Annotated in this window: 22 protein-coding genes; 14 read left to right on the forward strand and 8 right to left on the reverse strand. The window is 40.0% G+C overall.

Translation table 11 applies throughout. The annotated features are described in order from the left end of the window. Positions 1–773 (forward strand): RagB/SusD family nutrient uptake outer membrane protein (locus ACH30E_RS16245; RefSeq protein WP_490847356.1); only part of this gene is annotated, 773 nt, incomplete at its 5' end. Positions 774–887: 114 nt separating this feature from the next. Here ACH30E_RS16245 and ACH30E_RS16250 read toward each other — a convergent pair. Together ACH30E_RS16250 and ACH30E_RS16255 are read right to left on the reverse strand one after the other, a co-directional pair. Then, entirely contained in the window at positions 888–1,193 is a 306-nt protein-coding gene (locus ACH30E_RS16250; RefSeq protein ID WP_294995142.1) for a hypothetical protein, read from the reverse strand. A 270-nt stretch (positions 1,194–1,463) separates the two neighbouring features. Further along, positions 1,464–2,195: a sulfite exporter TauE/SafE family protein gene (locus tag ACH30E_RS16255; RefSeq protein WP_294995144.1), complete on the reverse strand. Its 732-nt coding sequence runs from the start codon at positions 2,193–2,195 to the stop codon at positions 1,464–1,466. A 135-nt stretch (positions 2,196–2,330) separates the two neighbouring features. On the opposite strand from ACH30E_RS16255, the gene tig reads away from it, so the two are divergent. The 5 genes from tig to ACH30E_RS16280 all read left to right on the forward strand — a co-directional run bounded on the left by tig (position 2,331) and on the right by ACH30E_RS16280 (position 6,986). After that, the gene (gene tig / locus ACH30E_RS16260; protein WP_490825699.1) at positions 2,331–3,692 is read left to right on the forward strand and encodes a trigger factor; all 1,362 of its coding nucleotides are present in this window, start codon (positions 2,331–2,333) and stop codon (positions 3,690–3,692) included. A 199-nt stretch (positions 3,693–3,891) separates the two neighbouring features. Then, positions 3,892–4,584, forward strand: a complete 693-nt coding sequence (locus tag ACH30E_RS16265; RefSeq protein WP_294995150.1) for a ClpP family protease — start codon at positions 3,892–3,894, stop codon at positions 4,582–4,584. Positions 4,585–4,666: 82 nt separating this feature from the next. After that, on the forward strand, positions 4,667–5,299 hold the full coding sequence (locus ACH30E_RS16270) for a ClpP family protease (protein WP_294995153.1): 633 nt from the start codon (positions 4,667–4,669) through the stop codon (positions 5,297–5,299). Positions 5,300–5,419: 120 nt separating this feature from the next. Further along, complete coding sequence (gene clpX / locus ACH30E_RS16275) at positions 5,420–6,661, forward strand: ATP-dependent Clp protease ATP-binding subunit ClpX (protein ID WP_294995155.1); 1,242 nt, start codon at positions 5,420–5,422, stop codon at positions 6,659–6,661. 163 nt (positions 6,662–6,824) lie between these two features. Beyond that, the gene (locus ACH30E_RS16280; RefSeq protein WP_490825698.1) at positions 6,825–6,986 is read left to right on the forward strand and encodes a hypothetical protein; all 162 of its coding nucleotides are present in this window, start codon (positions 6,825–6,827) and stop codon (positions 6,984–6,986) included. A gap of 89 nt (positions 6,987–7,075) precedes the next feature. On the opposite strand, the gene ACH30E_RS16285 is transcribed toward ACH30E_RS16280, so the two are convergent. Both ACH30E_RS16285 and ACH30E_RS16290 read right to left on the reverse strand, forming a co-directional pair. Then, positions 7,076–7,405 (reverse strand): MmcQ/YjbR family DNA-binding protein, encoded by a 330-nt coding sequence (locus ACH30E_RS16285; RefSeq protein ID WP_490825697.1) that lies wholly within the window; start codon positions 7,403–7,405, stop codon positions 7,076–7,078. Positions 7,406–7,489: 84 nt separating this feature from the next. Next, a complete protein-coding gene (locus tag ACH30E_RS16290; RefSeq protein ID WP_490825696.1) occupies positions 7,490–9,343 on the reverse strand; it encodes a 2-oxoacid:acceptor oxidoreductase subunit alpha in 1,854 nt (617 codons plus the stop codon). A 134-nt stretch (positions 9,344–9,477) separates the two neighbouring features. On the opposite strand from ACH30E_RS16290, the gene ACH30E_RS16295 reads away from it, so the two are divergent. The 5 genes from ACH30E_RS16295 to ACH30E_RS16315 all read left to right on the forward strand — a co-directional run bounded on the left by ACH30E_RS16295 (position 9,478) and on the right by ACH30E_RS16315 (position 18,015). Next, positions 9,478–11,763 carry a hypothetical protein gene (locus ACH30E_RS16295; RefSeq protein WP_490825695.1) on the forward strand — a complete coding sequence of 762 codons (2,286 nt, stop codon included), beginning with the start codon at positions 9,478–9,480 and terminating at the stop codon, positions 11,761–11,763. A 104-nt stretch (positions 11,764–11,867) separates the two neighbouring features. Further along, positions 11,868–12,635 carry a Bax inhibitor-1/YccA family protein gene (locus tag ACH30E_RS16300; protein ID WP_294995169.1) on the forward strand — a complete coding sequence of 256 codons (768 nt, stop codon included), beginning with the start codon at positions 11,868–11,870 and terminating at the stop codon, positions 12,633–12,635. Between the two features lie 102 nt (positions 12,636–12,737). Beyond that, a complete protein-coding gene (locus tag ACH30E_RS16305) occupies positions 12,738–14,759 on the forward strand; it encodes an alpha-ketoacid dehydrogenase subunit alpha/beta (protein ID WP_490825694.1) in 2,022 nt (673 codons plus the stop codon). 126 nt (positions 14,760–14,885) lie between these two features. Further along, positions 14,886–16,409 carry a serine hydrolase domain-containing protein gene (locus ACH30E_RS16310; RefSeq protein ID WP_490825693.1) on the forward strand — a complete coding sequence of 508 codons (1,524 nt, stop codon included), beginning with the start codon at positions 14,886–14,888 and terminating at the stop codon, positions 16,407–16,409. 388 nt (positions 16,410–16,797) lie between these two features. After that, a complete protein-coding gene (locus tag ACH30E_RS16315) occupies positions 16,798–18,015 on the forward strand; it encodes a porin (RefSeq protein ID WP_490825692.1) in 1,218 nt (405 codons plus the stop codon). Between the two features lie 82 nt (positions 18,016–18,097). On the opposite strand, the gene ACH30E_RS16320 is transcribed toward ACH30E_RS16315, so the two are convergent. Together ACH30E_RS16320 and ACH30E_RS16325 are read right to left on the reverse strand one after the other, a co-directional pair. Then, positions 18,098–19,270, reverse strand: a complete 1,173-nt coding sequence (locus tag ACH30E_RS16320; protein WP_490825691.1) for a dipeptidase — start codon at positions 19,268–19,270, stop codon at positions 18,098–18,100. Positions 19,271–19,275: 5 nt separating this feature from the next. Further along, a complete protein-coding gene (locus ACH30E_RS16325) occupies positions 19,276–20,835 on the reverse strand; it encodes an N-acyl-D-amino-acid deacylase family protein (RefSeq protein WP_490825690.1) in 1,560 nt (519 codons plus the stop codon). Between the two features lie 357 nt (positions 20,836–21,192). Between ACH30E_RS16325 and prfA the strand changes: the two genes are divergently transcribed. The 3 genes from prfA (at position 21,193) to ACH30E_RS16340 (ending at position 23,947) form a co-directional block, all read left to right on the forward strand. Next, entirely contained in the window at positions 21,193–22,254 is a 1,062-nt protein-coding gene (gene prfA, locus ACH30E_RS16330) for a peptide chain release factor 1 (protein ID WP_294995187.1), read from the forward strand. Positions 22,255–22,450: 196 nt separating this feature from the next. Next, on the forward strand, positions 22,451–23,188 hold the full coding sequence (locus ACH30E_RS16335; RefSeq protein ID WP_490825689.1) for a hypothetical protein: 738 nt from the start codon (positions 22,451–22,453) through the stop codon (positions 23,186–23,188). Between the two features lie 69 nt (positions 23,189–23,257). Continuing rightward, on the forward strand, positions 23,258–23,947 hold the full coding sequence (locus ACH30E_RS16340) for a hypothetical protein (RefSeq protein WP_294995193.1): 690 nt from the start codon (positions 23,258–23,260) through the stop codon (positions 23,945–23,947). An 11-nt stretch (positions 23,948–23,958) separates the two neighbouring features. Here the strand turns inward: ACH30E_RS16340 and galE are convergent, their stop codons facing one another. Together galE and ACH30E_RS16350 are read right to left on the reverse strand one after the other, a co-directional pair. Next, positions 23,959–25,002, reverse strand: a complete 1,044-nt coding sequence (galE, locus tag ACH30E_RS16345) for a UDP-glucose 4-epimerase GalE (protein WP_294995196.1) — start codon at positions 25,000–25,002, stop codon at positions 23,959–23,961. Positions 25,003–25,046: 44 nt separating this feature from the next. After that, positions 25,047–26,087: an inorganic phosphate transporter gene (locus ACH30E_RS16350; protein ID WP_294995199.1), complete on the reverse strand. Its 1,041-nt coding sequence runs from the start codon at positions 26,085–26,087 to the stop codon at positions 25,047–25,049. Positions 26,088–26,149 lie beyond the last annotated feature (62 nt).

Consider the following 26,149-nt stretch of genomic DNA (forward strand, 5'->3'; position numbering starts at 1 on the left):
CACTATACCTGAAAGAGTGGAACGATGCCATTACTTTCAGTACTGAATACATCAATGCAGTTCCTTTGGCTTCACGTACCAACTTCCCTGGAATCTGGACCGATGCCAACAACAGTGAAACTGCTTTTAAATTAAGTCGTACCGCTTCACTGGGTGGTCGTATCGGTAGCTTATGGCGCGGTACTTCTGCAAGTGCAAGTAATATTGGTGGTATTACCTGGACTATGTCGCAGAAGTTAATGGATATGTATGATCAGGCAAACGATATCCGTTTCTCTTCTTATGTGAAAGATGAGCCATTACTGGTAGGTACTGGTCGTAAATACACTCGTTTGATCACTAAATATGCTGGTACTGCTTATGGTACTGCAACTGAAAATGTAGCAGATGCTAAAGTGTATCGTACCGGTGAAATGTACCTGATCCGTGCAGAAGCACGCGCAGAAAGCAATGACCTGGTGAATGCTGCAGCTGATCTGAATGCACTGAGAGCTGCCCGTATCACCGGTTATGTTCCTGTAGTACTGGCTTCTAAAGATGCAGCCATCTCTGCTATTATGGATGAGCGCTTCAAGGAATTGCCTTATGAAGGACATCGCTTCTGGGACCTGAAGAGAAGAAACCTTCCTGTTGTTCGTCTGACTGTAGACTTACCACAGGTGAATGCAGCAACTACACTGCCTGCAGGTAACTTCCGCTTCCTGTTACCAATACCAAATGCTGAAATACAGGCTAACCCTGTTATACAGCAGAACCCGGGTTATACCAACTAACCTTATAATGCTAAATAAAAAAGAGGTCATCTGTTTAAAGCAGATGGCCTCTTTTTTTACAGGAAAATAGTATGTTTAAAGAGAGGTAAGTAAAATGAAAACAACATCGGTGCACTAAACCAATTTTTCATTCAAGAGAAAACCCATTGTTTCCTTTTCTTCAGGCAAAGTTGCTAATACCAGTTCAATGCCTTCTGTGGTAATATAACAATGCGGGGTATCAAGTTGCTGTAAAACTACAAGGCCTTCTTCTGCCAGGCTAATGAGGTGTTTATGAATAAGATCCCAACCATAAGTAGCATGCAATACCATTTCTCTGGGTGTACAGAGATATTGCTCAGGATGGGGTTCGTCTCTTACGATCCTATATAAGGTCTGTAAGGTTTGATAGCTGTTATCCATACCTGTAAGATACTTCAAGCCCTAATTTTTGATGCTTCCGGAAACCGGAATTTGTCAACATTGAATTCACCAAAAACACACAAAAATACACACATCAGGGAAATTTATGTTGAAAATCAATTTGTTAGGAGTTATTAGCTATTAGCAATTAGCTTTTGAACTGTTTCGATTTTAGGATTTTGTTCTGATAGTAAAACGCTCCCCAAGCACCTTCCGCCAAAAGAACAGAGTAATCTAATATTCAGATGTAGGTTCAGTTCGACATTGGACATTCCTCTGTTCCTCTGTTCAATATTTCATCAACCCTTTTCCAGCCATCAGTATCCCGGTAAGCAAAATAAAAATAAGTACAATTTTGCGGAACAGGTCTTGTGAAACACTGTTCAATAACTTTTTACCAATATAAGATCCTACAAAAGCAATCAGTATAAGTCCGGGCAAATACCACCAGTATTGTTCTTGAACATATCCCTGTTGTACATACACAACTGAACGACTTAAATCAACCCCAAAATCAATGGCAGCGGATGTCGCTATAAAAATATTTTTCTCTAATCCAAATGAGGTAAGTGTTACTGCCCTGATAGCCCCTCCGGTGCCAATAAATCCGGCCAGAAATCCTGCAATACCACCTCCGGTTATTGCATTGGCATTATTGGCTTTTAAGCGCAAATCTGGCTTCCAGAGGAACAAAAGCGCGAAAAATATACAGAAAACGCCCAATAACAATTCCGCATACACAAATGCTACCTGGTTGCTAAGCCAGGCCCCGCCAATTACCAGCAAAACGCTCGGAATACCAATTTTCCAGATCAGCGACCATTGTATATGCTGTCTGAATAACACCAGTTTGGCTATATTACTAAACACGTGGAGAAGCCCAGTTAAACCCAGAACTGTCTTAAAATCAAAGAAAAAGCCCGCCAAAGGCACAAAAAATACAGAAGATCCAAAACCGCCAACGGTACCCACTACTTCACTTAGTAGAGCCAGTAACAAAAAAAGAAATGCATTGGCCATGGGGCTTATTGTGTTTTAACGACTCATTTTTTCCGGTAAACTCGTACCTTTGCTCCCCATTTATCAAAAAAACCTTGAGCTGGTTAAAGATAAAGCTTGAGGATGAACAGCTAAAATATCAATAAAAAATACACCATGGCCACCGTTACCAGAGAGAATATCGGGTTACTGACCGACAAATTGACCGTTACCCTTAAAAAGGAAGATTATTTATCAGGATTTGAACAGAGCCTGAAAAAATATGCCAAGAATGCCAATATCCCTGGCTTCAGAAAAGGCATGGTTCCTGCCGGACTGGTTAAAAAAATGTACGGACAGAGTGTGTTTACCGATGAGGTATTGCGTACAATCGAGAAAGAACTGAACACCTACCTTACTACCGAGTCTCTCGACATCTTTGCCCAGCCATTGCCTTTAGACAATGATGCGCGTGCATTAGACATGAACAACCCGGCAGATGTAAGTTTTGCATTTGAAATTGGTTTGAAACCAAGTTTCGATATCGACACCAAAAAAATCAAAGTAACCCGTTACGTTATTGATGTAACAGATGAAATGGTTAACCAGGAAATTGAACGCTTACAGGTTCGTAATGGTAAAATGACTGAGCCTGAAGCTGTAACCGGCGATGATAACGTACTCAATGTAAAATTCATTGAAAGCGATAAAGATGGCAATGAAGTAGAAGGTGGTATCACCAAAGACAATTCATTACTGGTTAAATATTTTGAAGAAAAATTTCGCAAAAAATTAATCGGTAAGAAAAACGATGATACCGTTGTATTGCAGTTGGATAAAGCATTTGAAGACAAAGAGAAAGAAGCAATTCTTGCCGACCTCGGATTAACTGCAGAAGATGGTAACCGCTATTTCAAACTCCTGATCACCAAAGTTGGTTTGGTAGAAAAAGCGGAACTGAATGCAGAACTTTTTGCATCAGTTTATCCAAATGCTTCCATTGCTACTGAGGAAGATTTTCGTGCAGAAGTGAAGAAAGAAATTGCTAACTATTACGCTCAACAAGCGCGTAACCAGATACATGATCAGATTTATCACCACCTGGTAGACCATACCAACATGGAATTTCCGGAAGGATTCCTGAAACGCTGGTTACAAACTGGTGGCGAAAAACCAAAATCTGCAGAAGAAGCAGAAACAGAATACCCAAGCTTTGTCAACCAACTTAAATGGACATTGGTAAGCAGCAAACTGGCAGCAGATAATAAAATTGAAGTGTTACCCGATGATATCCGCGATTTCGCCAAACAACAACTGTTCAGCTATATGGGCGGTCAATTAGGCGCACTAGGCGATAACCAGCAGTGGGTTGAAGATTATGCTAACCGCATGATGCAAGACAGGAAATTTGTAGAAGACAGCTACCACCGCATCAGCACCGAAAAACTCTTTGGAATCCTGGAAACACAGGTTACTGCCAAAGAAGAAAGCATCAGCGCCGAAGCTTTCGCGGAGAAACTGCACCATCACCACCACTAAGACAAATGGCTGATATCTGATATTTTTTTGAGGCCGGATGCATCAGCATCCGGCCTTTTCATGTCAAATCCGACATCCGCCATCAGCCATCAGCCATCTTCACCTGTCTTGTTGTCGCAAAACCAACTTTGCACAGTATTTGAACAGTAATTTTGGTAGAAGTGCAAATCACTTATCTTCAAAGCGTAAAACGTACTATATGAATTTTGGAAAAGAGTTTGAAAAATACGCTGTGAAACACAGGGGTATCAGCAGTGCATCCCTTCACAGTTATCAGCAACACCATGAAGTAACCAATCTTACTCCTTATATTATTGAAGAGCGTCCACTGAATGTTGCCAGTATGGATGTATTCAGCCGTTTAATGATGGACCGCATCATTTTTATGGGTGAAGGCATCAATGACTATGTTGCCAATATTGTAACCGCACAATTATTGTTCCTGGAAAGCACAGACAGGTCACGTGACATCCAGATGTACATAAACTGTCCGGGCGGTAGTGTATATGCCGGATTAGGCATTTATGATACCATTCAGTTTATTGGTCCTGATGTAGCAACTATTTGTACCGGTATGGCAGCAAGTATGGGCCAGATATTGTTATGTGCAGGTGTAAAAGGCAAGAGAACAGCCTTAAAACATAGCCGTATTATGATGCACCAACCCAGTGGGGCCATCGGCGGACAAGCTACTGATATTGAGATTACTGCAAGGGAAATCAAAAAACTAAAACAGGAACTCTATTCCATCACCGCATACCATACTGGAAAAGAAGTAGAAACCATTGCCAAAGACAGCGATCGCGATTTCTGGATGACCGCCCTCGAAGCGAAAGAATATGGCCTGGTAGATGAAGTACTGTTAACCAATCCAAGGAAAGAGAAGAAATAGACCATAGTCAATAGACCATGGACCATGGTCTATTGACCAAAACCCATTTTCAAATTTTCAAATCTTCAAATTTTCAAATTACATGTCACACTTAAAATATATCAATCCTTTTCTCATGGAAGACGAGGAAGAGAACGAACCAAAAGATGATAAACAGGAACAACCAGGTTTTATCATGAAGAAGATGGAAAAGCTCTTCTTTGAAAAAAGGGCCGTTTACTTATGGGGGCCGGTTGAAGATAAATCTGCCCGCGAAGTGGTGAGCAAATTACTCCTGCTTGATGCAGATAAACCAGGAGAAGAAATCAAGTTTTATATTAATAGTCCAGGTGGTGTTGTAACCAGCGGGATGGTTATTTATGATACGATTAAAATGATCCAGAGTCCGGTTAGTACCATTTGTATGGGACTTGCCGCAAGTATGGGTTCAATTTTATTGAGTGTGGGAGCAAAAGGCAAACGTTTTATTTATCCTCACGGAGAAGTAATGATTCACCAACCAAGTTTGGGTGGTTATTTTCAGGCTACCAGTGCAGATATCGAAATACATGCAGAGCAGATCCGCAAAACAAAAGAACTGGGTGCTAAAATACTGGCAGAAAACTGTGGTAAAACAGTAGATCAAATCATGAAAGATTTCGATCGCGATTACTGGATGGATGCCACTGAAGCAGTAGAATATGGCATTGTAGACGGTATTTTATCAAAAATATAGGCCATTTAACCCATTTTCACCGAATTAAGCCCCGTTTGGTCACCCGAACGGGGTTACCTTTGCAACATAAGTCTTAAAAAATGTGTCTTGGTTTAAAGGTACCTGGTACACGATCATTGTATGGCAAAAGCAAATCATTTACATTGTTCTTTCTGCGGCAGAAACCGTGATGAAGTGAAAATCCTGATCGCCGGACAGGAAGGGCATATCTGTGAGAATTGTGTTGAACACGCTCAGGAGATCATAGTACAGGAACTCAGTAATAAAACAGATGTAAATAATGGCGGCTCAGGTTTTAAACTCAATGTTCGCAAACCGGCAGAAATCAAAAAATTCCTGGATGAATATGTGATCGGTCAGGATGATGCCAAAAAGGTATTATCTGTTGCCGTTTACAACCATTTCAAACGTGTTACCCAAAAACAACAGCAAGACGATATTGAAATTGAAAAAAGCAATATCATCATGGTGGGTGAAACAGGTACTGGAAAAACTTTATTGGCAAAAACCATCGCTCGCTTACTAAACGTACCCTTTGCCATTGTAGACGCCACCGTATTTACCGAAGCCGGTTATGTGGGAGAAGATGTAGAAAGTATGCTTACCCGCTTATTGCAAAACTGCAACTACGATGTTACTGCTGCAGAAAGAGGTATTGTATACGTTGATGAAATAGATAAAATTGCACGCAAAGGCGATAACCCTTCTATTACCCGCGATGTTAGTGGTGAGGGAGTACAACAAGGTTTACTCAAAATGCTAGAAGGCACCGAAGTACTGGTACCACCTCAGGGCGGCAGAAAACACCCTGAACAAAAAATGATTAAAGTCGATACGAGAAATATATTGTTTATCTGCGGTGGTGCATTTGATGGTATTGATAAAGTAATTGCCAGAAGGGTTAACACCAACGCTATTGGCTTTAGTGTAAACAAAGAAGAACAGGAGATGCAACGCAAGAACCTGTTGCAATTCATCAATGCTCAGGATTTGAAAAGCTTTGGATTGATTCCTGAACTACTCGGTAGATTACCGGTAGTTACCTATCTAAACCCACTCGATCAGGAAACCCTGAGAAGCATATTGGTTGAACCAAAGAACTCCCTGATCAAACAATACAATCGTTTGTTTGAAATGGAAGGCATTGAACTGATCATCGATAATGAAGTACTCGACTTCATGGTATCAAAAGCCCTTGAATATAAATTGGGTGCACGTGGCTTACGTAGTATCTGCGAAAGCATACTCACAGATGCCATGTTCGAACTACCCGGCACCGATACCAAACAACTGCATGTAACCAAAACCTATGCAGAACAAATGTTCAACAAAAGCAAGCTTAGCGCACTTAAAGTAGCCTAAAAAACTGAAGAACAGAGAAATAGAGAAATAACCAATTTTTAAGTAGGGAAATATTGATGAGCGATGGGAATAACTTCTTATCGCTTTTTTATGCAGAGCCATTAATTTGCAGTGAAGAATCGGGCCCGAACGACTCACTATTCACCATTCACTACTGACTACAATGAACGAACTAATTCAAAGATTAACAACTGAAGCAGGACTTACCCCTGAACAAGCACAAAAAGCTGTCGCTACTATTGCCGGTTTTGTAAAAGAAAAATTTCCGATGCTGGGAGGAGCCGTAGACCAGATTTTCTCGGCAGGTGCCAAGGAGGAAGAATAAATAAAATATGTTTTTCTGTGTACTTCAGTGCATTCAGTGGCAATCTATTTTTATTTATTGCCACTGAATGCACTGAAGTACACAGAAGACTATTTCTTTCTTTTACCTACTAACTGGTAGGAATGATTAATAAATTCTTTTAGCTGTCTGGTACTCAATACCCCATCTACCACAATTGTATTCCAATGTTTTTTATTCATGTGGTAACCGGGTAACACCGATTGCGGATACTGTTCCCGAAGTTCTATTGCCAGATCAGGGTCGCATTTAACATTGAACTGCACAATTTCATTATCGAGTCCCACGAGGAAAAAAATTTTCCCATTGATCTTATACACAAGTGTATCAGGACCAAATGGCGTGGTTTCTTCCACATCGGGAAGCGATAAAACATAATTGCGGAGATCTTCGATATGCAAGGGGGAAAAATTAAAAATTAAAAAGTCAAAAGTCAAAATCATCATTAGGTTTTGACTTTTGATTTTTGACTTTTGACTTTTGAACTATTTCTTTATCAACTCTCTCACTGCCGTAACCAACTCCCCTTTAGTAATCGGTATGCCCATGATTTTATTATATCCTTTGGCATCTACCAGGTATTGGTCGCGGATGATTTTGATGAGTTGACCGTTATTGATTTCGGGAATGAGTACATGTTCAAAATTGCCGATGATCTCTCCCAGGTTTTTCGGGAAGGGTCTTAAGTGGCGTATATGCGCATGACTCACTTCTATGCCTTCTGCCAGTAATTCCACTACAGCACTTTTAATGGCACCGTAGGTAGATCCCCAACCTAGTATCAATACTTTTCCTTTTTCGGGTCCGTTATCTAATGTTTGTAATGGAATGTAATCTGCAATCTTATCTACTTTGGCCTGGCGTGTTTTCACCATGTGCTGGTGATTCTCTGGCTCATAGTTTACATTACCCGTAACGTCTTGTTTTTCCAGTCCGCCTATACGATGTTCCAAACCAGCGGTACCAGGTACTGCCCATGGACGTACCAGTTTTTCATCGCGCTTATATGGCATGAATTTTTCTTCTCCTTCAGCCAACCCTTTTTTAAATTCAACCTTTATGGGCTGAAGATCTGATGATGATGGAAACTTCCATGGTTCGGCACCATTGGCAATATATCCGTCACTCAGTAAAATAACAGGAGTCATATGTTGCACCGCAATACGTACTGCTTCATAAGCCACATCAAAACAATCGCTAGGGGTTGACGATGCTATTACAGGCATGGGGCACTCCCCATTTCTTCCATAATATGCTTGCAATAGATCACTCTGTTCTGTTTTAGTTGGTAAACCGGTTGAAGGTCCACCGCGTTGGATATTTATAATGAGCAGTGGTATTTCAAGCATCACCGCCAAACCCATTGCTTCTGTTTTCAAAGCCATGCCCGGGCCTGAAGTAGTAGTGATACCCAATGATCCACCATAGCTTGCCCCAATTGCGGCGCTGATGCCCGCAATTTCATCTTCTGCCTGAAAAGTGCGTATACCAAATGCTTTATGTTTACTTAACTCATGCAGGATATCTGATGCTGGTGTAATAGGATAGGTACCCAGGAAAATAGGCAACCCACTTTTTTCACTCGCAGCGATTAAGCCCATCGATAAAGCCTGGTTTCCCATAATGCTACGGTATAAACCGGGGTTCATTTTGGCCTTCTCTACTTTATACCTTGTTGTAAACGATTCTGTAGTATCTCCATAATGGTATCCGGCTTGTAATACTTTGATATTACTTTGCAGGATCACATCTTTTTTACCAAACTTTTCTTTCAGGAAGTCAATAGTGTTTTCCAGACTACGGTTATACATCCAGTATAGTAGTCCAAGTACAAACATATTCTTCGCACGGTCTCTTTCCTTCGTACCAAGCTCAGTAAATTCTTTCAGCGCCTCGCGGGTAAGTTTGGTAACATCTACTTTGGTGAGTTCGTAACCGTCTAAACTGCCATCATCCAAAGGATTAACACCATCGGGATAATTGGCAAGTCGCAGATTTTTTGCATCAAACCCATCAATGTTTGCGATGATTTTTCCGCCGGTTTTTATACTCTTCAGGTTAACTTTTAAGGCTGCTGCATTCATAGCAACCAATACATCACAAAGATCACCAGGGGTAAATACCCGGTCGCTGGAGAATCGTAACTGAAATCCACTTACCCCGGGTAAAGTACCGATGGGGGCACGAATTTCAGCTGGAAAATCTGGAAAAGTAGCCAGGTCAATCCCCAATAGCGCAGTATTATTGGTAAACTGCTGTCCTGTTAACTGCATCCCGTCACCACTGTCACCGGCAAATTTTATCACTACATCCTGTAGAAGCGTTTCTTTTCTTTCCATCCGATAGGCTTTATATAGCAAAGTTAGCAATATTGAAGCTCCCCTGCCAGCAGATTTGCCAAAATCGAAAAACAATAATCATCTGTCATAAATTAGTTTATATTAATTAAATGTTTGTTATATTGATTTCCCATATGTATAGAATATTACTTTCTTTCTTGTGTATCGGCTTTGTTTTACCCTTGATAGCACAGGAAAGAATATATATTCATTACGATAGAGCCCAGTATAGTGCAGGTGATACTATCTGGTTCAAAGCCTACTTTTATAATAATGGGAAACCATCTTTCGCCAGTAAGAATTTTTACCTTCAACTCGTTGATTTGAATGGCAAGAAGATTGCAGAGCAACATTATGTGGTGATAGGCGGTTCTGTAAATGGTGGTATTGCGTTATCCGACACCTTAAAACAATCATATTATGTAGTAAGGGCTTTTACACCTGAAAGCATCGGGTATGAGGAAGCATTTATTTATAAAAAAATATTACCACTTCAGCAACGATCAATCGTACGAAAAAAAACAGGTTCACTATTAGCAAACTTTGTGGCGGATGGTAATGTATGGCCATTAGGTGTAGAAACTTCAATTTTTGCATATACCCGTTCTGCTGGTGGTGCACCCGTATCTGTAAAGGGGGTTATTAAAGATGAAAAAGATTCTATTGTTCAGCAATTTACATCTGATGAATATGGCATTGCGCAGTTTAACCTCAAAGCCATAAACTGCGGGCCGTACCGCGCCTCTATTATCTGGAACAATGAATCGCATATATATGAATTACCCAGAGTTGATTCTACGGGTATTGGTTTGAATGTTAGAACGGAAGGAAATGGGTTTGAATACAGGATAATGATAGGCAAGCACCTTGCCATTATGGATACTTTACTATTATCGGTTAAACAAAAAAACCAGTTGTTATTTTATAAAGAATATGTTTTACAAAAAGAGCTAGGTATTCAAGGAAGAGTAAATTTTTCCAATGCTGATGCTGGCTTTTTTGAATGTGTACTTGAAAATAAAAATGGTAAAGTACTGGCATCCAGAACTATTTTTGCCATCCCGGAAAAAATACAAACCACAGTTGAGATAAAACCAGAACAGCTTGATTTTGCAGCTCACGCACTCAATAAGTTCAATCTAATTTTTCCTGATACCATTCCACGTTCCTATTCCGTATCGGTGACAGCAGATTCCAACCTGAACGATAGCGAACAACAGGAATGGGTTGATTATCGTTTACTACTACCAGGTTTTCTCGAAGAAGATCTGAATGCTTTACAGCACGATTATGCCCGTTTTTTTTCTGACACGAATGGTATCAGCCAGCTCAATAGGGTATTGGCTTTTTATAAACCTCATCGCTTTATTTCGGAAGGGGTTAAAGCCGCTGATCCATATCTGATAAGTACAGAAGGAACTGTATATAATAATAAAAATACGGGAATAATGAGCGGCGGTAGTTTAAAAATGTTAATGGTGAATGATGGAAAACAATTACTGATTGAAACACCTGTATCTACTACCGGAAGATTTAAAGTTGATTCCCTTATTTTCTTTGGAGATGCCCGCATTTATTATACATACTATAATGAAAAGGGAAGAACACTAAGCGCCAAAATCAGGGTTGATAGTACAGAGCGTGATTTTCGTTTTAACCAGATCCCCTACTATAAACAGTTGTATGCTTCATTGATTGATACGGGTAATCTCAATCGCCCCGTATTTGCGCCCGCTACCGGAACTACGCTCAAAGAGGTAACCGTTTTCACCAAGATCAAAAAACCAACTGTTGCCGACAGATATGTAAGTGACCGTTTTAAAAATGATGGGAAGGTTTTATTTGATATGACCCAGACTTTAAGCCGACCAACGCTTGATCAACTGATTCGTGTAAAGCTCCCTTCTTTGTACATTAAACAGGAGGGGCCTGATGAATACAAATTACTTACTAAAACATATTACGGTTTAAGTCAACTGACAGGTCAATGGGAAGTTGATATTTATCTTGATGAATATAAAGTAAGGTTACAGGATGTATTAAACATCAATCTTGAAGACATCGCATTGATTAAATACAATACGGTTGGATTTCCAATTGGGGCCCTATTCATTTATCTTAAAAAAGCGGAAGATCGTGCCATTAATCTTCCATCCCGGACACAGTTTTTTGATATTAAAGGATATTCTCCCATTCTGACATATAACCCGGTTGATTATGAAGAGATAGACAAATCAAACCCTATCAGCGACAAAAGGAAAACCCTGTTATGGAAACCAGATATATATGTTCATTCTGTTGACGCAAAACCAGCTATCATATTTTATAATAATGATCAGGCAACTTCCTTTTTAATTACTGTAGAAGGCATGGATTTAAAAGGGAGACTATTTAAGAAACAGTTACGTGTACAGAAGTAAACCAACACGCATCAAATGATAAAGGTTAATTTTCCTGGGACACAGGTTAAGCTAGCATCTTTCCAAACCGTTTTGCATATATTTGAGTATTAAAAAAGAACAATATGGCTTTATTTAAATCTAGTAACCCTACCCTGTCTGAGAAAATGTTCAATAAGAGCCTGCAGGCAGATGCTGCGGCACAGGGTGTAATGAGTGTGAGAGGAACCATTAATAAGTTTGGTTTCCTGATGCTGATGGTGATAGGATCTGCATCTTATACCTGGCATTTGTTTGAGCAACTGAATGAAGGATTAATGAATACCCTGATGATTGTAGGTGCCATTGGTGGTTTAATCACAGGACTTGTTATTTCATTTAAACCGAATTGGGCTCAATATGCTGCGCCAGCCTATGGTATTTTACAAGGATTCTTCATTGGCGGTATTTCAGCCATATTGAATGCTGCATTTGCAGATAAATACCCTGGACTTGTAATGCAGGCTGTAGGACTAACTTTTGGTGTTGCGATTGCCATGTTTGCATTGTATAATTTCAGGATCATTAAACCTACTCAACGATTCAGGTCGATTGTAATATCTGCCTTAATGGGCATTATGATTTTTTACCTGATTACCATGGTGCTGAATCTTTTCGGTGTTACAGTAAGCTTCCTGTATGATAGCAGTTGGTTAAGTATTGGTATCAGTCTTTTTGTAATTACCATTGCTGCCTTAATGTTGATTCTCGATTTCGAAAGAATTGAACAGGGAGCAGAAATGGGTGCCCCTAAATATATGGAATGGTATTGTGCATTCGGATTAATGGTTACCATCATCTGGCTTTATATTGAAATACTGAAGCTTTTGAGTAAACTGGGAAGCAGAGATTAATCTCCTTTGCGTATAAAAAAACCATCCGCCAAAAAAGTGGATGGTTTTTTTATACCCACCATTAACGCAATCAAACTATCTTAGACCTGAATAATATTTGCCATGCAATTCAACAGAACCAAGCTAACAGACGACGAACTAGTATTCATTTACAGAAGCCTTGTATTGCCCAGAATGATAGAGGAAAAAATGCTGGTATTACTACGCCAGGGCAAAATCAGTAAATGGTTCAGTGGTATTGGTCAGGAAGCAATTGCTGTAGGCAGCACCCTTGCCCTGCAAAAAGATGAGTGGATTATGCCACTACATCGCAACCTCGGTGTATTTACCACCAGGCAAATGGGGTTGGAAAAACTGTTTAAACAATGGCAGGGCAATAAAGATGGTTACAGCAAAGGGCGCGAACGCAGTTTTCATTTTGGTAGTAAACCGCATTATATCTGTGGTATGATTTCTCACCTCGGTCCACAGCTTGCCTTGGCTGATGGGGTAGCACTGGCTTATAAACTCAAAAAAGAAAATAAAGTATCACTTGCTTATTCCGGCGATGGCGGCACCAGTGAAGGAGATTTTCATGAAGCTTTAAATGTAGCGGCAGTTTGGGAACTACCCGTAATTTTTGTGATTGAAAACAACGGCTATGGTTTGAGCACTCCCGTTAATGAACAATACCGTTGCGAAAGCCTGGTTGATAAAGCCAAAGGTTATGGCATGGAAGGAATTCGGATTGATGGCAATAATATACTTGAAGTATACGATACTATTCGCGGGGTACGCGATTACTGTATCAATCATCAAAAACCATATCTCATAGAATGCATGACATTCCGCATGCGCGGCCACGAAGAAGCCAGTGGCACCAAATATGTACCAAAAGAATTGTTTGAAGAATGGGGCAAGAAAGATCCCGTTAAAAATTATGAACAGTTCCTGATCAGCGAAGGAATTATCAGTGAAATGCAGGTAGCTGAAACCAGGAACGAATTCAGGGATTATATTGAAACAGAACTAAAAGCAGCATTCGAAGCAGAAGCAATTATACCAGACAGTGAAGAAGAACTGAGAGATGTTTATGCTAAAAAGTCAATGGTCGATAGTCAAAGGTCAATAGTTAATATTGAGGATACGCAAGCTACTATTCACCATTCACCATTCACCATTCACGAAAAACGCTTTATAGACGCTTTACAAGACGGCCTTCGGCAAAGTATGGAGCAACACGAAAACCTGATTCTCATGGGTCAGGATATTGCTGAGTATGGAGGAGCATTTAAAATCACCGAAGGTTTTGTTGATCAGTTTGGTAAAGACCGTGTACGCAACACACCTTTATGTGAGAGTGCGATTGTAGGTACTGCATTAGGATTAAGTCTGGAAAATTATAAGTCAGTGATGGAAATGCAGTTTGCCGATTTTGTAAGTGTTGGTTTTAACCAGATCGTTAATAATCTTGCCAAAATACATTACCGCTGGGGACAAAATGCCGACGTAGTAATACGTATGCCTACCGGAGGTGGTGTAGGTGCCGGACCTTTTCATTCTCAAAGCAATGAAGCATGGTTTACACATGTACCCGGACTTAAAGTTGTTTACCCATCTAATCCGCAGGATGCAAAAGGATTATTGACTGCGGCCATCAATGATCCGAACCCGGTGATGTTCTTTGAACATAAAGCCCTTTACAGAAGTGTAACGGGCATGGTGCCAAACGAATACTATGAAACACCTATCGGTAAAGCAATTATTACCAAAGCTGGAACAGATATCTCCATTATAACCTATGGCGCAGGCGTGCATTGGGCACTCGCATTCCAGGAACAGCACCCGGAAATCTCCTTACATATACTTGATCTCAGAACACTGCTTCCGCTTGACTTTGAAGCCATACGAAATGCAGTAGCTACAACCGGAAAAGTGTTGATTTTACATGAGGATACTTTAACCGGTGGCATTGGGGGAGAAATCAGTGCACTAATCAGTGAACATTGTTTTGAATTACTTGATGCACCAATTATACGTTGTGCTTCTTTAGACACACCGGTTCCTTTTAATATAGAATTAGAGAAAAATTTTATGGCTGATAGCCGGTTAGCAGATTCAATTAAAAAATTGATGACTTATTAATTATCTTAATACCTCCATTCATCTAACCCATCTGCGTAACCTTCCTTTATCAGGGTAACATTCGGAACCCACAGAACAAATGACAAAAAAGTTTACGTAAGGAGAGAGATATTTAATGTACGATTTATGAAAAAGATTATTTTTCTGGAATTGTTAGTACTGCTATGCATCTTCTGTAAAGCACAAAAGCAACAGGCTTACCAGCCTCCCTATTTTGCAGAACAAAACCGACTACAAAAAATAGCACCCCTGTTTCCGGCCATTGAACAACTCTACCGCACACACGCAGAAAAAAATCATTTCCCAGGTTACACATTTGGTATTGTGCTTGACGGCAAATTGGTATTTTCCGGTAGCGGTGGTTATCTTGATGTTCACAAAAAAAATCCGGTTACAACAGAATCGAGATTCCGTATAGCATCGATGTCTAAAAGTTTTACTGCAATGGCTATTGTAAAACTGAGAGACGAGGGCAAACTTCGCTTGGATGATCCGGTTGAAAAATACATTCCAGAAATAAAAGGACAACAACTCACCAACGACGCTCCAACACTTACCATTCGCGATTTGATAACACATGCAGGTGGCTTTCCGCAGGATGACCCCTGGGGCGATCGTCAACTGGCAGATACTGAAGCAGAATTACTGGCCCTCATTAAAAAAGGTCTGCATTATTCCAATGTAACAGGAGTTAAATATGAATACAGTAATCTCGGATTTACCATGTTAGGTTATATCATTCATAAGGTTTCAGGTAAACCTTATAGCAAGTATATAGCTGAAAATATCTGGGAACCACTTGGTATGACAGCATCCACTTTTGAATACAACAGCGTACCTGCAGCTTCGCTGGCTAAAGGCCATAGATGGATCAATAATAGTTGGAGAGATGAACCGCTTTTACACGATGGTATTTTTGGTGCAATGGGTGGAATGATAACCTCACTGAATTCATTCAGTAAGTACATGGCTTTACATTTAAGTGCATGGCCACCTTCCAATGATAAAGACTTAGGACCCATTAAAAGAAGTAGTATTCGTGAAATGCACCAGCCTCATAATTTTAGTTCATTAAACAGCCAGTACCGATACCCAGATGGAAGGTTATGCCCGATGGTTACCGCATACGGTTATGGCTTGCGCTGGTCGAGGGATTGTGAAGGAAGAACTTCTGTCGGTCACAGTGGTGGCTTACCGGGTTTTGGTAGCAATTGGGTAATACTTCCAGAGTTTGGAATTGGAGTGGTGATGTTTGCAAACCTTACGTATGCATCTACCGCCGGTATTAATGCACAGGTATTAGATACCTTGGTGAGAGCTGGTGGATTAAAACCAAGAATTGTCCCATCTTCCGATATACTTTTAGATGCACAAAAAAGATTACTTGAAATTATACCATCCTGGGATAAAGCAGAAAAATCAGGTTTGTTTGCCGATAACTTTTTTGATGATTATCCTATCGAAAGTCTGAAAGCGCAGTACCGTAAGATGTTTGAATCAGTCGGAAAAATTAAACAAGTGGGAGATATGATACCCGAAAATCAATTGCGTGGCAGCTTTACTATCTATGGCGAAAAGGGAAATATCAATCTCTTTTTTACTATGACGCCTGAAAACCCTTCAAAAATTCAAGAGTTAAGCATAAGGTAGCACTTGTCATTTTTTAATATGGCTTCTTTAAACCATTACAGTCCCAAGAAAATTGGCTGCAAGCCGCAAGCTACAAGCTTTGATGGGTGCTTATTATAGATTTTCTGGTTTTAATGGAATTAAAGAGGGGGAGAAAATTTAAAGTCAGTTGCTTAAAGAAATATTTGGTTGCCGTAAATGCACTATCTGCTATTAATAGAACACAGATCATCATACGCGACATCTACAGCACGCGGTTAAATTTCCCCGGACAACAATCTTTTTCAGGTATACCTATTACAGTTAATTCTGTAAATACCCAACCAATGTTATCAAATCATTACCAAATGATTAATAAATAGTTATTAAATAGTTACCGAATAATTTTGCGTCAACCATTTACGGCACTATGAACAGAATCTGGCTGGTAGCAATACTTTTAACTTTCGTAACTGGAATCAGTGCGCAACAAAAAGCAGATAGCCTGAAAGCCGTGGCTGCTTTACCAGAGAAAAAATGGTTTGAAACCATTTCGCTTCGGGGTTATGTACAGACCCGGTATAACAGGCTGCTCGAAACTAACCCAAACCTAAGCAATGAACAAGGTGATAAAAGCTGGGGCAATAATGGCGGTTTTTTTCTTAGGCGTGTGCGTGTAATCCTTTTCGGACAGATCAGTAAACAGGTTTATTTCTACCTGCAGCCCGACTTTGCCAGCTCTGCTGCTTCCAATAACCTGAACTTTGGACAAATCAGGGATGCTTATATTGATTTAGGGGTTGATGCAAAAAATGAATTCCGCTTTAGAATAGGTCAAAGTAAAATACCCTATGGTTTCGAGAACATGCAATCGAGCTCGAATCGATTACCGCTCGACAGAAACGATGGACTTAATAGCGCTTTCGTAAACGAGCGCGATCTGGGTGTTTTCTTTTATTGGGCACCTACTGCAAAAAGAGCTTTGTATTCTTCACTTGTTCGAGATGGATTGAAAGGTTCCGGCGACTTTGGTGTTTTCGCCTTTGGTGTTTTCAATGGACAAGGCGCCAATAAACCTGAACAAAATAATCAGCCACATATTGTAACCAGATTCTCTTACCCAATAGAAATTGGCAATCAAATAATAGAGCCAGGCATACAGGCGTATACGGGTAAATATGTGGTTACCAAAGACCAGACATCCTCTGGCATCAAACTAAAGCAAGATCGAAATTACCTTGATCAGCGTATTGCAGGCACATTTGTGCTTTATCCAAAACCTTTTGGCATTCAGGCAGAATATAATGTTGGGAAAGGACCAGAATTTAATCCGGTAACAGATTCTATTGAAACAAAATCATTGCATGGGGGGTATATCACATTATCTTATCTGCTAAAAAATAACAACAAACAAATTTTCATACCCTTTCTAAGAGGCCATTATTATAATGGAGGCAAAAAACATGAACTGGATGCACGTAGTTACCAGGTAAGAGAATTGGAAATAGGAATAGAATGGCAACCGGTAAAACAATTTGAACTTGTAGCCATGTATACCATCTCCTCACGCCGATTTGAAGATTTCAGCTTACAGAATAATTTACAAAAAGGAAGTTTATTGCGTATTCAGGCTCAGTTGAATTTTTAGATTTTTTCTAATAAATATTTTAGCCACAGATTCACAGATAAATCATTCATAATCTGTAAATCTGTGGCTAAAAAATCTTTCTTTACCGTTGGTTAGCCCGAAACACCCTGATAAAATTTCCGCCCAGTATTTTACGGATATCCTTATCGCTATAACCACGCTCCATTAAAACCTTTGTAATATTCGGGAAACCCGTAACATCATCAAGCCCTTGTGGTGATGAACTAATACCGTCGAAATCAGAGCCTAATCCAACATGATCCACCCCTATCAATTTTACAATATAATCCAGGTGATCGATTAATAAAGACAATGGTGGTCTCAATGATTTTACTTCTTCCGGATACTTTTCAAATAAATATTCCTGCACAAAATAATCTTCGGGATTTATTGCCCTTAGAGAATCTGTTTCTTTTTTATGTGCCTGCAGAAATTTTGTATTACGGTTGTTGAATCCGCTATCTAAAAAGCCAGAATAAAAATTCAAATGAATGACACCTCCATTTTTCCCTATTGCTTTTATTTGTTCATCATTCAGGTTTCGGAAAACAGGGCTTATCTGGTACACGCAGCTATGTGAAGCAATCACTGGTTTTGTGCTTATCCGTATAGCATCCCAGAATGTTTGCTCCCCAACATGTGAAATATCAACGATCATTCCGAGCTGGTTCATTCGTTTCACTACCTGTTCACCAAAATCGGTGAGTCCTTTTTTTCCTCCCGGCACAGTATTATTTGTTTCCTCCATAGCAGAGCTTGCCCAACTGGTAGAGTTGTTCCAGGTAAGTGTCATATAGCGTACTCCACGTTCGTAAAGTTTATCCAGGTAATCGATATTATCTTCCATCATGTGTCCGCCTTCTACACCCATCATAACTGCAAGCTTGTTTTTTCTGATCGCTTTTTTCAGGTCTGAATAATTTTTAGCAATCATCATATCCTGTGGATTTCGGCTGGCCCATGCATAAACAGAATCAATTTCACGATTGGCTCTTTCAAAGCCTTTGCCCTTTGTAAATGTTCCGTCGCTCCAGATTGAAAAAACCTGTACATCAATACCTCCTTGCTTCATCCGATTTAAATCGGAATGTGTACGCTTCCTCAGATCCTGATTAAATGAAACTGCCTTATCAATAGATTTATTGGGAAAGTCGTTATGCGTATCTACCACGATCGCTTTGCGATGAAGTTTTTCATAGCCTTGCGCCATCGATAAGATAGGCAGTAATACAAAAAACCAACAGATCTTTTTCATAAGCATTATTGTTTTCTGATACTGGCACCAGCACGAGCACCCGTATGTACCCCTTCATCCACAGTTACAGTTCCGTTAACCAATACGTATTTAAAGCCGGTTGAATACTGGTGTGGTTTTTCAAAGGTCGATTGATCTTTCACAGCATTTTCATCAAATATGAGGATATCAGCGGCATAACCTTCTACAAGCAATCCACGTCCTTCAAGTTTAAATTTATTGGCGGGTAAAGAAGTCATTCGACGGATGGCTTCCTCTATTGAAATTACTTTTTCATCACGAACATATTTAGACAAAACCCTTGCATTCGTTCCATAACCCCTTGGGTGAGGGTTACCCTGATTAAAGATGCGAATGCTTGCATCAGATGCAAACATGTTAAAAGGGTATTGCATGATATGCTTTACATCGTCTTCACTCATTCCATGAAATACCATACTTGCACCTCCCTTTTCCATCATCTGTACAATTGTTTCAGCTTCATTTACTGCATCGGAAGGTTTACCCATGATTTTATTTACTGCTTCAATACTTTTTCCATTCATGCTGGTATCTGCATCATAATAAGCCACAACGGGAAAACTGAAATGCGCCAATCCTCTTCTGGCAAGTTTTTGCAACATATAATCCTTTACAATCTTCCTGATGGTGGGTTTTGCCAGTCTGGCTTTTATAGAATCGCGACCATCCGCCAATACCCAGTCTGGTAACAAAGTACTTAATGAAGTACTGGATGCGGTATAAGGGTATTGATCAATGGTAACATCAAGTCCTTCCTGTCTGGCCTTAATAACCATTGGAACGGTTTCCTTACTTCTTCCCCAATTCTGCTGACCACTTAGTTTGAAATGAGATAGTTGAACCGGCAATCCGGCTTCTCTGCCAATATGCAGTGCTTCTTCAATAGCATATATAACGCTGTCGCCTTCATCGCGCATATGACTTGCATAAACGCCATGGTACTTGGCGGCTACTTTAGCGAGTCGCAATACTTCTTCTGTTTTGGAATAAGTGCCCGGGATATAAATAAGTCCGGTAGACATACCAACTGCCCCATCTTTCATTGCCTTCTCTACAATAGCCTCCATCTGTTGCATTTCCTGTTCAGTTGGGTCACGCTTAGCGGAGCCCATTACGGCTTTCCGAACATTATTATGTCCGATAAGCGCAGCTACATTTACAGAAGTTTTAAGGCTGTCGATCATTCCCAGGTAACGACCAATATCTGCATCAGATAAACCACAATTACCTGTAACTACCGTAGTAACTCCATCATAAATAAAATTACTGGCCTGTGGGTTCTTCTTTTCATCGTCTTCAATATGGGTATGTACATCTATAAAACCTGGAGTAACAAAAAGTCCTCTTGCATCAATCACTTTGTTGGCTGTCCAGCCATAAAGGTTTCCCTTTTTTACAATTTTACCGTTACTAACGGCCAGATCGCCATAATACCAGGAATTACCTGTTCCATCAAGTATCTTACCCCCTTTGATCAGGATATCAGCCTGTTGTCCAAAGGCTGAACTGCATACAAATAAGGCACAGAAAATAAATAAACGCATATTGGGCAGATTAGATGGAAAGATACTAATCTTAACTGACTGATTTACAGCTGTACAATTTCCTGGTAGGGGGGATATTTGGCTGCAAGCTTCAGGCTACAGGCTGCAAGTCTGCTCTCTATCAAGAACAGATAGCATTAACAGCAATCAATTATTTATTAAACCAGCCCATTATAAAATAGCTAATTCGCAGCCCCCATTATTTATTCTATTAATAGCAGAAAACCTAAAATGCCCCCCTATCAAGGCTTGCGGCTTGCAGCTTGCAGCTTGCAGCCAAATTTCCCGCCTGCAATGGTTTATTAGCACAAACTCAACCCGAATGCTGTAATTTTGCACTCCAATAAAAAAGCAGCTATGCTGGATAAGCTCGAAGCAATTAAGGCAAGGTTTGAACAGGTAGGGGTGGCATTAACCAACCCGGAGATCATCAATGACCAGAAGAAATTTGGTGCCTATAGTAAGGAATACCGTTCGCTGGAAAAGATTGTACAACCCTATGAAACCTATTTAAAGGTTATGGCGGATTATCAATTCGCCAAAGAGAGCCAACAAAGCAGTGATGAAGAAATGCGCGAATTGGCCAAAATGGAGCTGCCTGAACTGGAAGCCAAAAAAGAAGCACTAGAAAAAGAACTGACCAAACTCCTTATTCCAAAAGATCCTCAAGACGATAAAAACGCCATCCTTGAAATACGTGCAGGTACTGGTGGTGATGAAGCAAGCTTGTTCGCCGGTGATCTGCTGGGAATGTATCTCCGTTATTGTGCCAAAAAAGGCTGGAAAGCCGCGGTAGTTAGTGAAAGTGAAGGAACTGTTGGTGGCTATAAAGAAGTAGTGGTAGAAGTTACAGGCGAAGATGTGTACGGCACACTTAAATTTGAAAGTGGTGTTCACCGTGTTCAACGCGTGCCAGATACAGAAACCCAGGGAAGGGTACATACATCTGCAGCAACAGTAGCCGTTATGCCCGAGGCTGAGGAAGTTGATTTTGAATTGAAAGAGAGTGATGTGAAAATGGAGACTGCCCGTAGTGGTGGAGCGGGCGGACAAAACGTAAACAAGGTTGAAACAAAAGTATTCCTTACGCATATTCCAACCGGCGTTGTGGTGGTTTGCCAAACAGAACGTTCTCAGTTGGGTAACAGAGAGAAGGCTATGGCGATGTTACGTACCAAATTATATGAAGAGCAGGTGCGTAAACAGGAAGAAGAAATTGCCCGACACCGCAAAACACTGGTAAGTACCGGCGACAGAAGCGCCAAAATCAGGACCTATAACTGGCCACAGGGAAGGGTTACGGACCACAGGATTGGACTTACCTCCTATAACCTCGATGCGGTGATTAATGGAGATATCGATGAATTCATCGAAGCATTACAGGTGGCGGAAAATGCCGAAAAGATGCTGGAAAACTAATAGGTTCACCCTCCTTTTTGTCTTTATTTTCAGATTATGCTTATATTTAATACAGCAAGCCTGCTGATACAGGTCTGCTGTGGCATTACTCATGCATAATTGAGCTGATTTATTTATTTGGTAAAAAGGATAACCATTTCAGCATTATATGCATCAGATTTATGCTCACCTGTGTCACGAGGGAAAATAATGCACCATGAAAAAGCACTTCCTATTGCTGACGGCAATACCTGTTCTGTTGCTGCAAAGTATTTTATCTGCACAGGATTTTGATCGTATTGACATTCTCAGACATACCAAGGAAACCATTAACTTTCTCAACGACGCAAATGGCAAACCATTTAAATCACTTCGCAATTTCGAAGAAGAAGGTTCGCCTTTTTTTGCCCCTGATTATATTGATTGTGATATTCAAATGGTTAATGGGAAGACATACCATAATATTCCCATTAAAATAAATCTGCTAACAGGTGAAATAATATTCAAAACATCCGATGACCAGGAAATGCTTGTTGTCAACCCATTTCAGCGAATAGCTTTTATGTATGAAGGGAAGCAATTTGTATTCCGAAGTGGATTCCCATCAATTGATAAATTGAATGATTTATCAGTTTACCAATTACTAGATTCCGGCACCACCATTTTATTGAAACATACTTCAGTAAGTTATCAGGATAAATCTTCTTATAACAGCACTGCTATTACACGCAGTTATAACAAAAATGAAACCATGTATGCCTGGGTTCCGGATAAAGGGATGGTAAGATTACCAAAAAAAGAAGAAGACTGGAATGCCTTTTTCGGTGCTCAACTACCTGAAATGAAACGTTTTATGCGCGACAAAAACTCCAGGCTAAAAAAGGAAGAAGATGTGATTGAACTGTTTCGGTATTATAACCAGTTATTGAAACAGGTGGTAGCAAATAAAAACTGATGCGTTTATTTTAAAAAATGTATTTTAGAAAGACTATAATCTTGATACCATTTCAAATATCCCTTTAACATGAAATATTTTATCGCTTCACTTTGTATGTTTTTGGTATTGTCAGGAATAAATGCCCAGACTCCGGTAGTAGCTACAACAAGACTTGAACTCGATCGGTTTATGGTTGATGCAAACGGGAGGATGTTAAAACCTACAGGCGATTTTGATGAAGAAGGGTCGCCCTATTATGCCAAAGAATTTTATAACGGAACCGTTACGATATTAAAGGGTAAAACATATCATGGACTTAAACTGAAAATCAATTTCAATACAAACGAAGTTATTTTCATAGACAATAATGGCAATGAAATGGTGGTTGCTCAACCGATTGAAAAAATCACCCTGGAAACTCCAAACGGAACAAAGGTTTTCAGAACTGGTTTTGCACCTATTGAGAAGTTAGACGGCAATGCAATCTACGAAGTACTTGATTCGGGAAAAATCAGTTACCTGAAATATACTGATGTTAGTTTTAGTGAAAGACAGCCATACCCCAATGCACGTTATATCCGTACCTACCGCGATCAGGTTTCATATTATATTGCAATTGGAAATAGTGTAAAGAAACTACCTAAAAGTATAGATGAAGTTCCTGCACTATTCGGAGATAAAGCATCGCAGGTATCTGCACTCATCAAAAAGGAGAAACTAAAAATCAAAAAAGAGAGTGATCTAATTCAGCTCTTTAAATATGCAAATAGCCTGTAATTGGCATTGCATTAATTCCTGGATATATTTTCTTCTTCCTGTTTAATCTTTTGTTCCCAGGCCCAGGCAGTACGCATCATCTCATCGATATCGTATTGTATTTTCCATCCAAGTTGCTGAATGGCTTTTTCGTTATTGGCATAGATGGCTTTAATATCTCCGGACCTTCTTGGTCCTATTTCGTAATTAAGTTTAACGCCGCTAACCTGTTCAAAACTGCGGATTGCCTCCAGTACAGTTATACCAATACCTGTCCCGAGGTTAAATATTTCACAAGACGACCGATTTTTATGTGAACTCAGGTATTCTAATGCGAGTGTATGTGCCCTTGCTATATCAGAAACATGTATATAATCGCGAATACAGCTACCATCGCGGGTGTCGTAATCATTACCATATACCATCATTTTGGGTAATTTGCCTATCGCTGTTTGTGTGATAACTGGTACCAGGTTTTGTGGCTTGCCTAAGGGTAATTCGCCAATTAAACAGGAAGGGTGAGCCCCTACCGGATTAAAATAACGGAGTAACACAACTGAAGTCGCTTCTGATACGGTGGCAAAATCTTTCAGTATTTCCTCTCCCATTTTTTTTGTAGCCCCATAGGGCGAAGCTGCTGCCTGCAAAGGCGTTTCTTCTGTAACAGGAAACTCTTTGGGATTACCATATACGGTGCAAGAGGAAGAAAAAACAAAATTAGGAATAGCAAATTCCTTCACACATTTCATGATGCTGATAAGGGATCCCAGGTTGTTTTCGTAATACGACAAAGGTTGCTCTACCGACTCACCTACTGCTTTGTATGCCGCAAAATGTATAACACCGGAAATATCTGGGTTCTCCTGAAAAACAGCCAGGGTTTCATCAAAGTTTTTTAGATCAACCTTATAATTTTTGATTCTTTGGCCGGTAATTAATTGAATACCTGTTAAAGGATAAGGCGTGGAGCGCGATTGATCATCGACGGAAACGACTTCGTAACCATGCTCAAGAAGATCCACAATTGTATGAGAACCTATATAACCGCAGCCCCCAGTAACCAAAATTTTAGCCATGCCAAAAGTAATTAAGGCAGCAAATTACACCGTACCGCTAAAAATCAGATAAATAATTTCACTAGATAGTAAAACAAGGCTGCCATTACCGCAGAAACCGGGATAGTAAGAATCCATGCCCAAAGAAGATTCACTGTTACACCCCAACGAACAGCACTCAGTCGTTTAGTAGCTCCAACACCAATGATAGAACCAGTAATGGTGTGTGTGGTACTAACCGGAATACCCATTTTTTCGGTAAGAAATAAAGTAATGGCACCAGCGGTTTCAGCACTTACCCCTTCAAGCGGTGTAACTTTAGTGATACGTGTTCCCATTGTTTTAACAATCTTCCAGCCACCGCTAAGTGTACCCAGACCAATAGCCAGAAAGCTACAGAAAGGTACCCAGCTATATTCTGAAACAAACTGATTAAAACTCATATCAACACCTAAAGAATTCTCGTAGTAAATGATTGCGGCTCCAATGATACCCATTACTTTTTGGGCGTCATTACCACCATGACCAAGACTAAACGCAGCAGAAGAAATTAACTGTAGCTTTTTGAACCAGCTTTCTGCTTTATATGGATTAGATCGTTTACACAGGTGTACAATCAATATTGTAATAAAGAATGCGATAAACATACCCAGCAAAGGAGCCAGGAAGATGAACAGGAACGTTGGAATTACTTTTGCATAGTTTACTACATCTATACCACCATCGCTAAAGCCTCCGGCATGTGCCAGGGCAGCTCCCATAAAACCTCCTAATAGCGTATGCGATGAACTGGAAGGAATACCAAACCACCAGGTAACCAGGTTCCAGGTAATGGCTGCCAGAAGTCCGGCAAAAATTACTTCCAGTGTAATAAAATGTTCATTCACTGATTTGGCAATGGTATTACCAATTTTGAATTCTCCAATCAGGTATTTAGAAATAAAGAAAGCTGCGAAATTAAACAGTGCAGCCCACAGCACAGCCTGAAATGGTGTAAGTACTTTCGTGGAAACGATGGTGGCAATTGAGTTAGCCGCATCATGAAAGCCATTAATATAATCGAAGATGAATGCTAAAACAATAATAATAACCAGAAGAGTGAACATACGTTTTGGTTTTTGATGGCAGATACTGAAAACTCAACATTGAATAACTGGTTTTCAGTCGA

The organism is Sediminibacterium sp. FW305-C-61, from assembly GCF_058231065.1.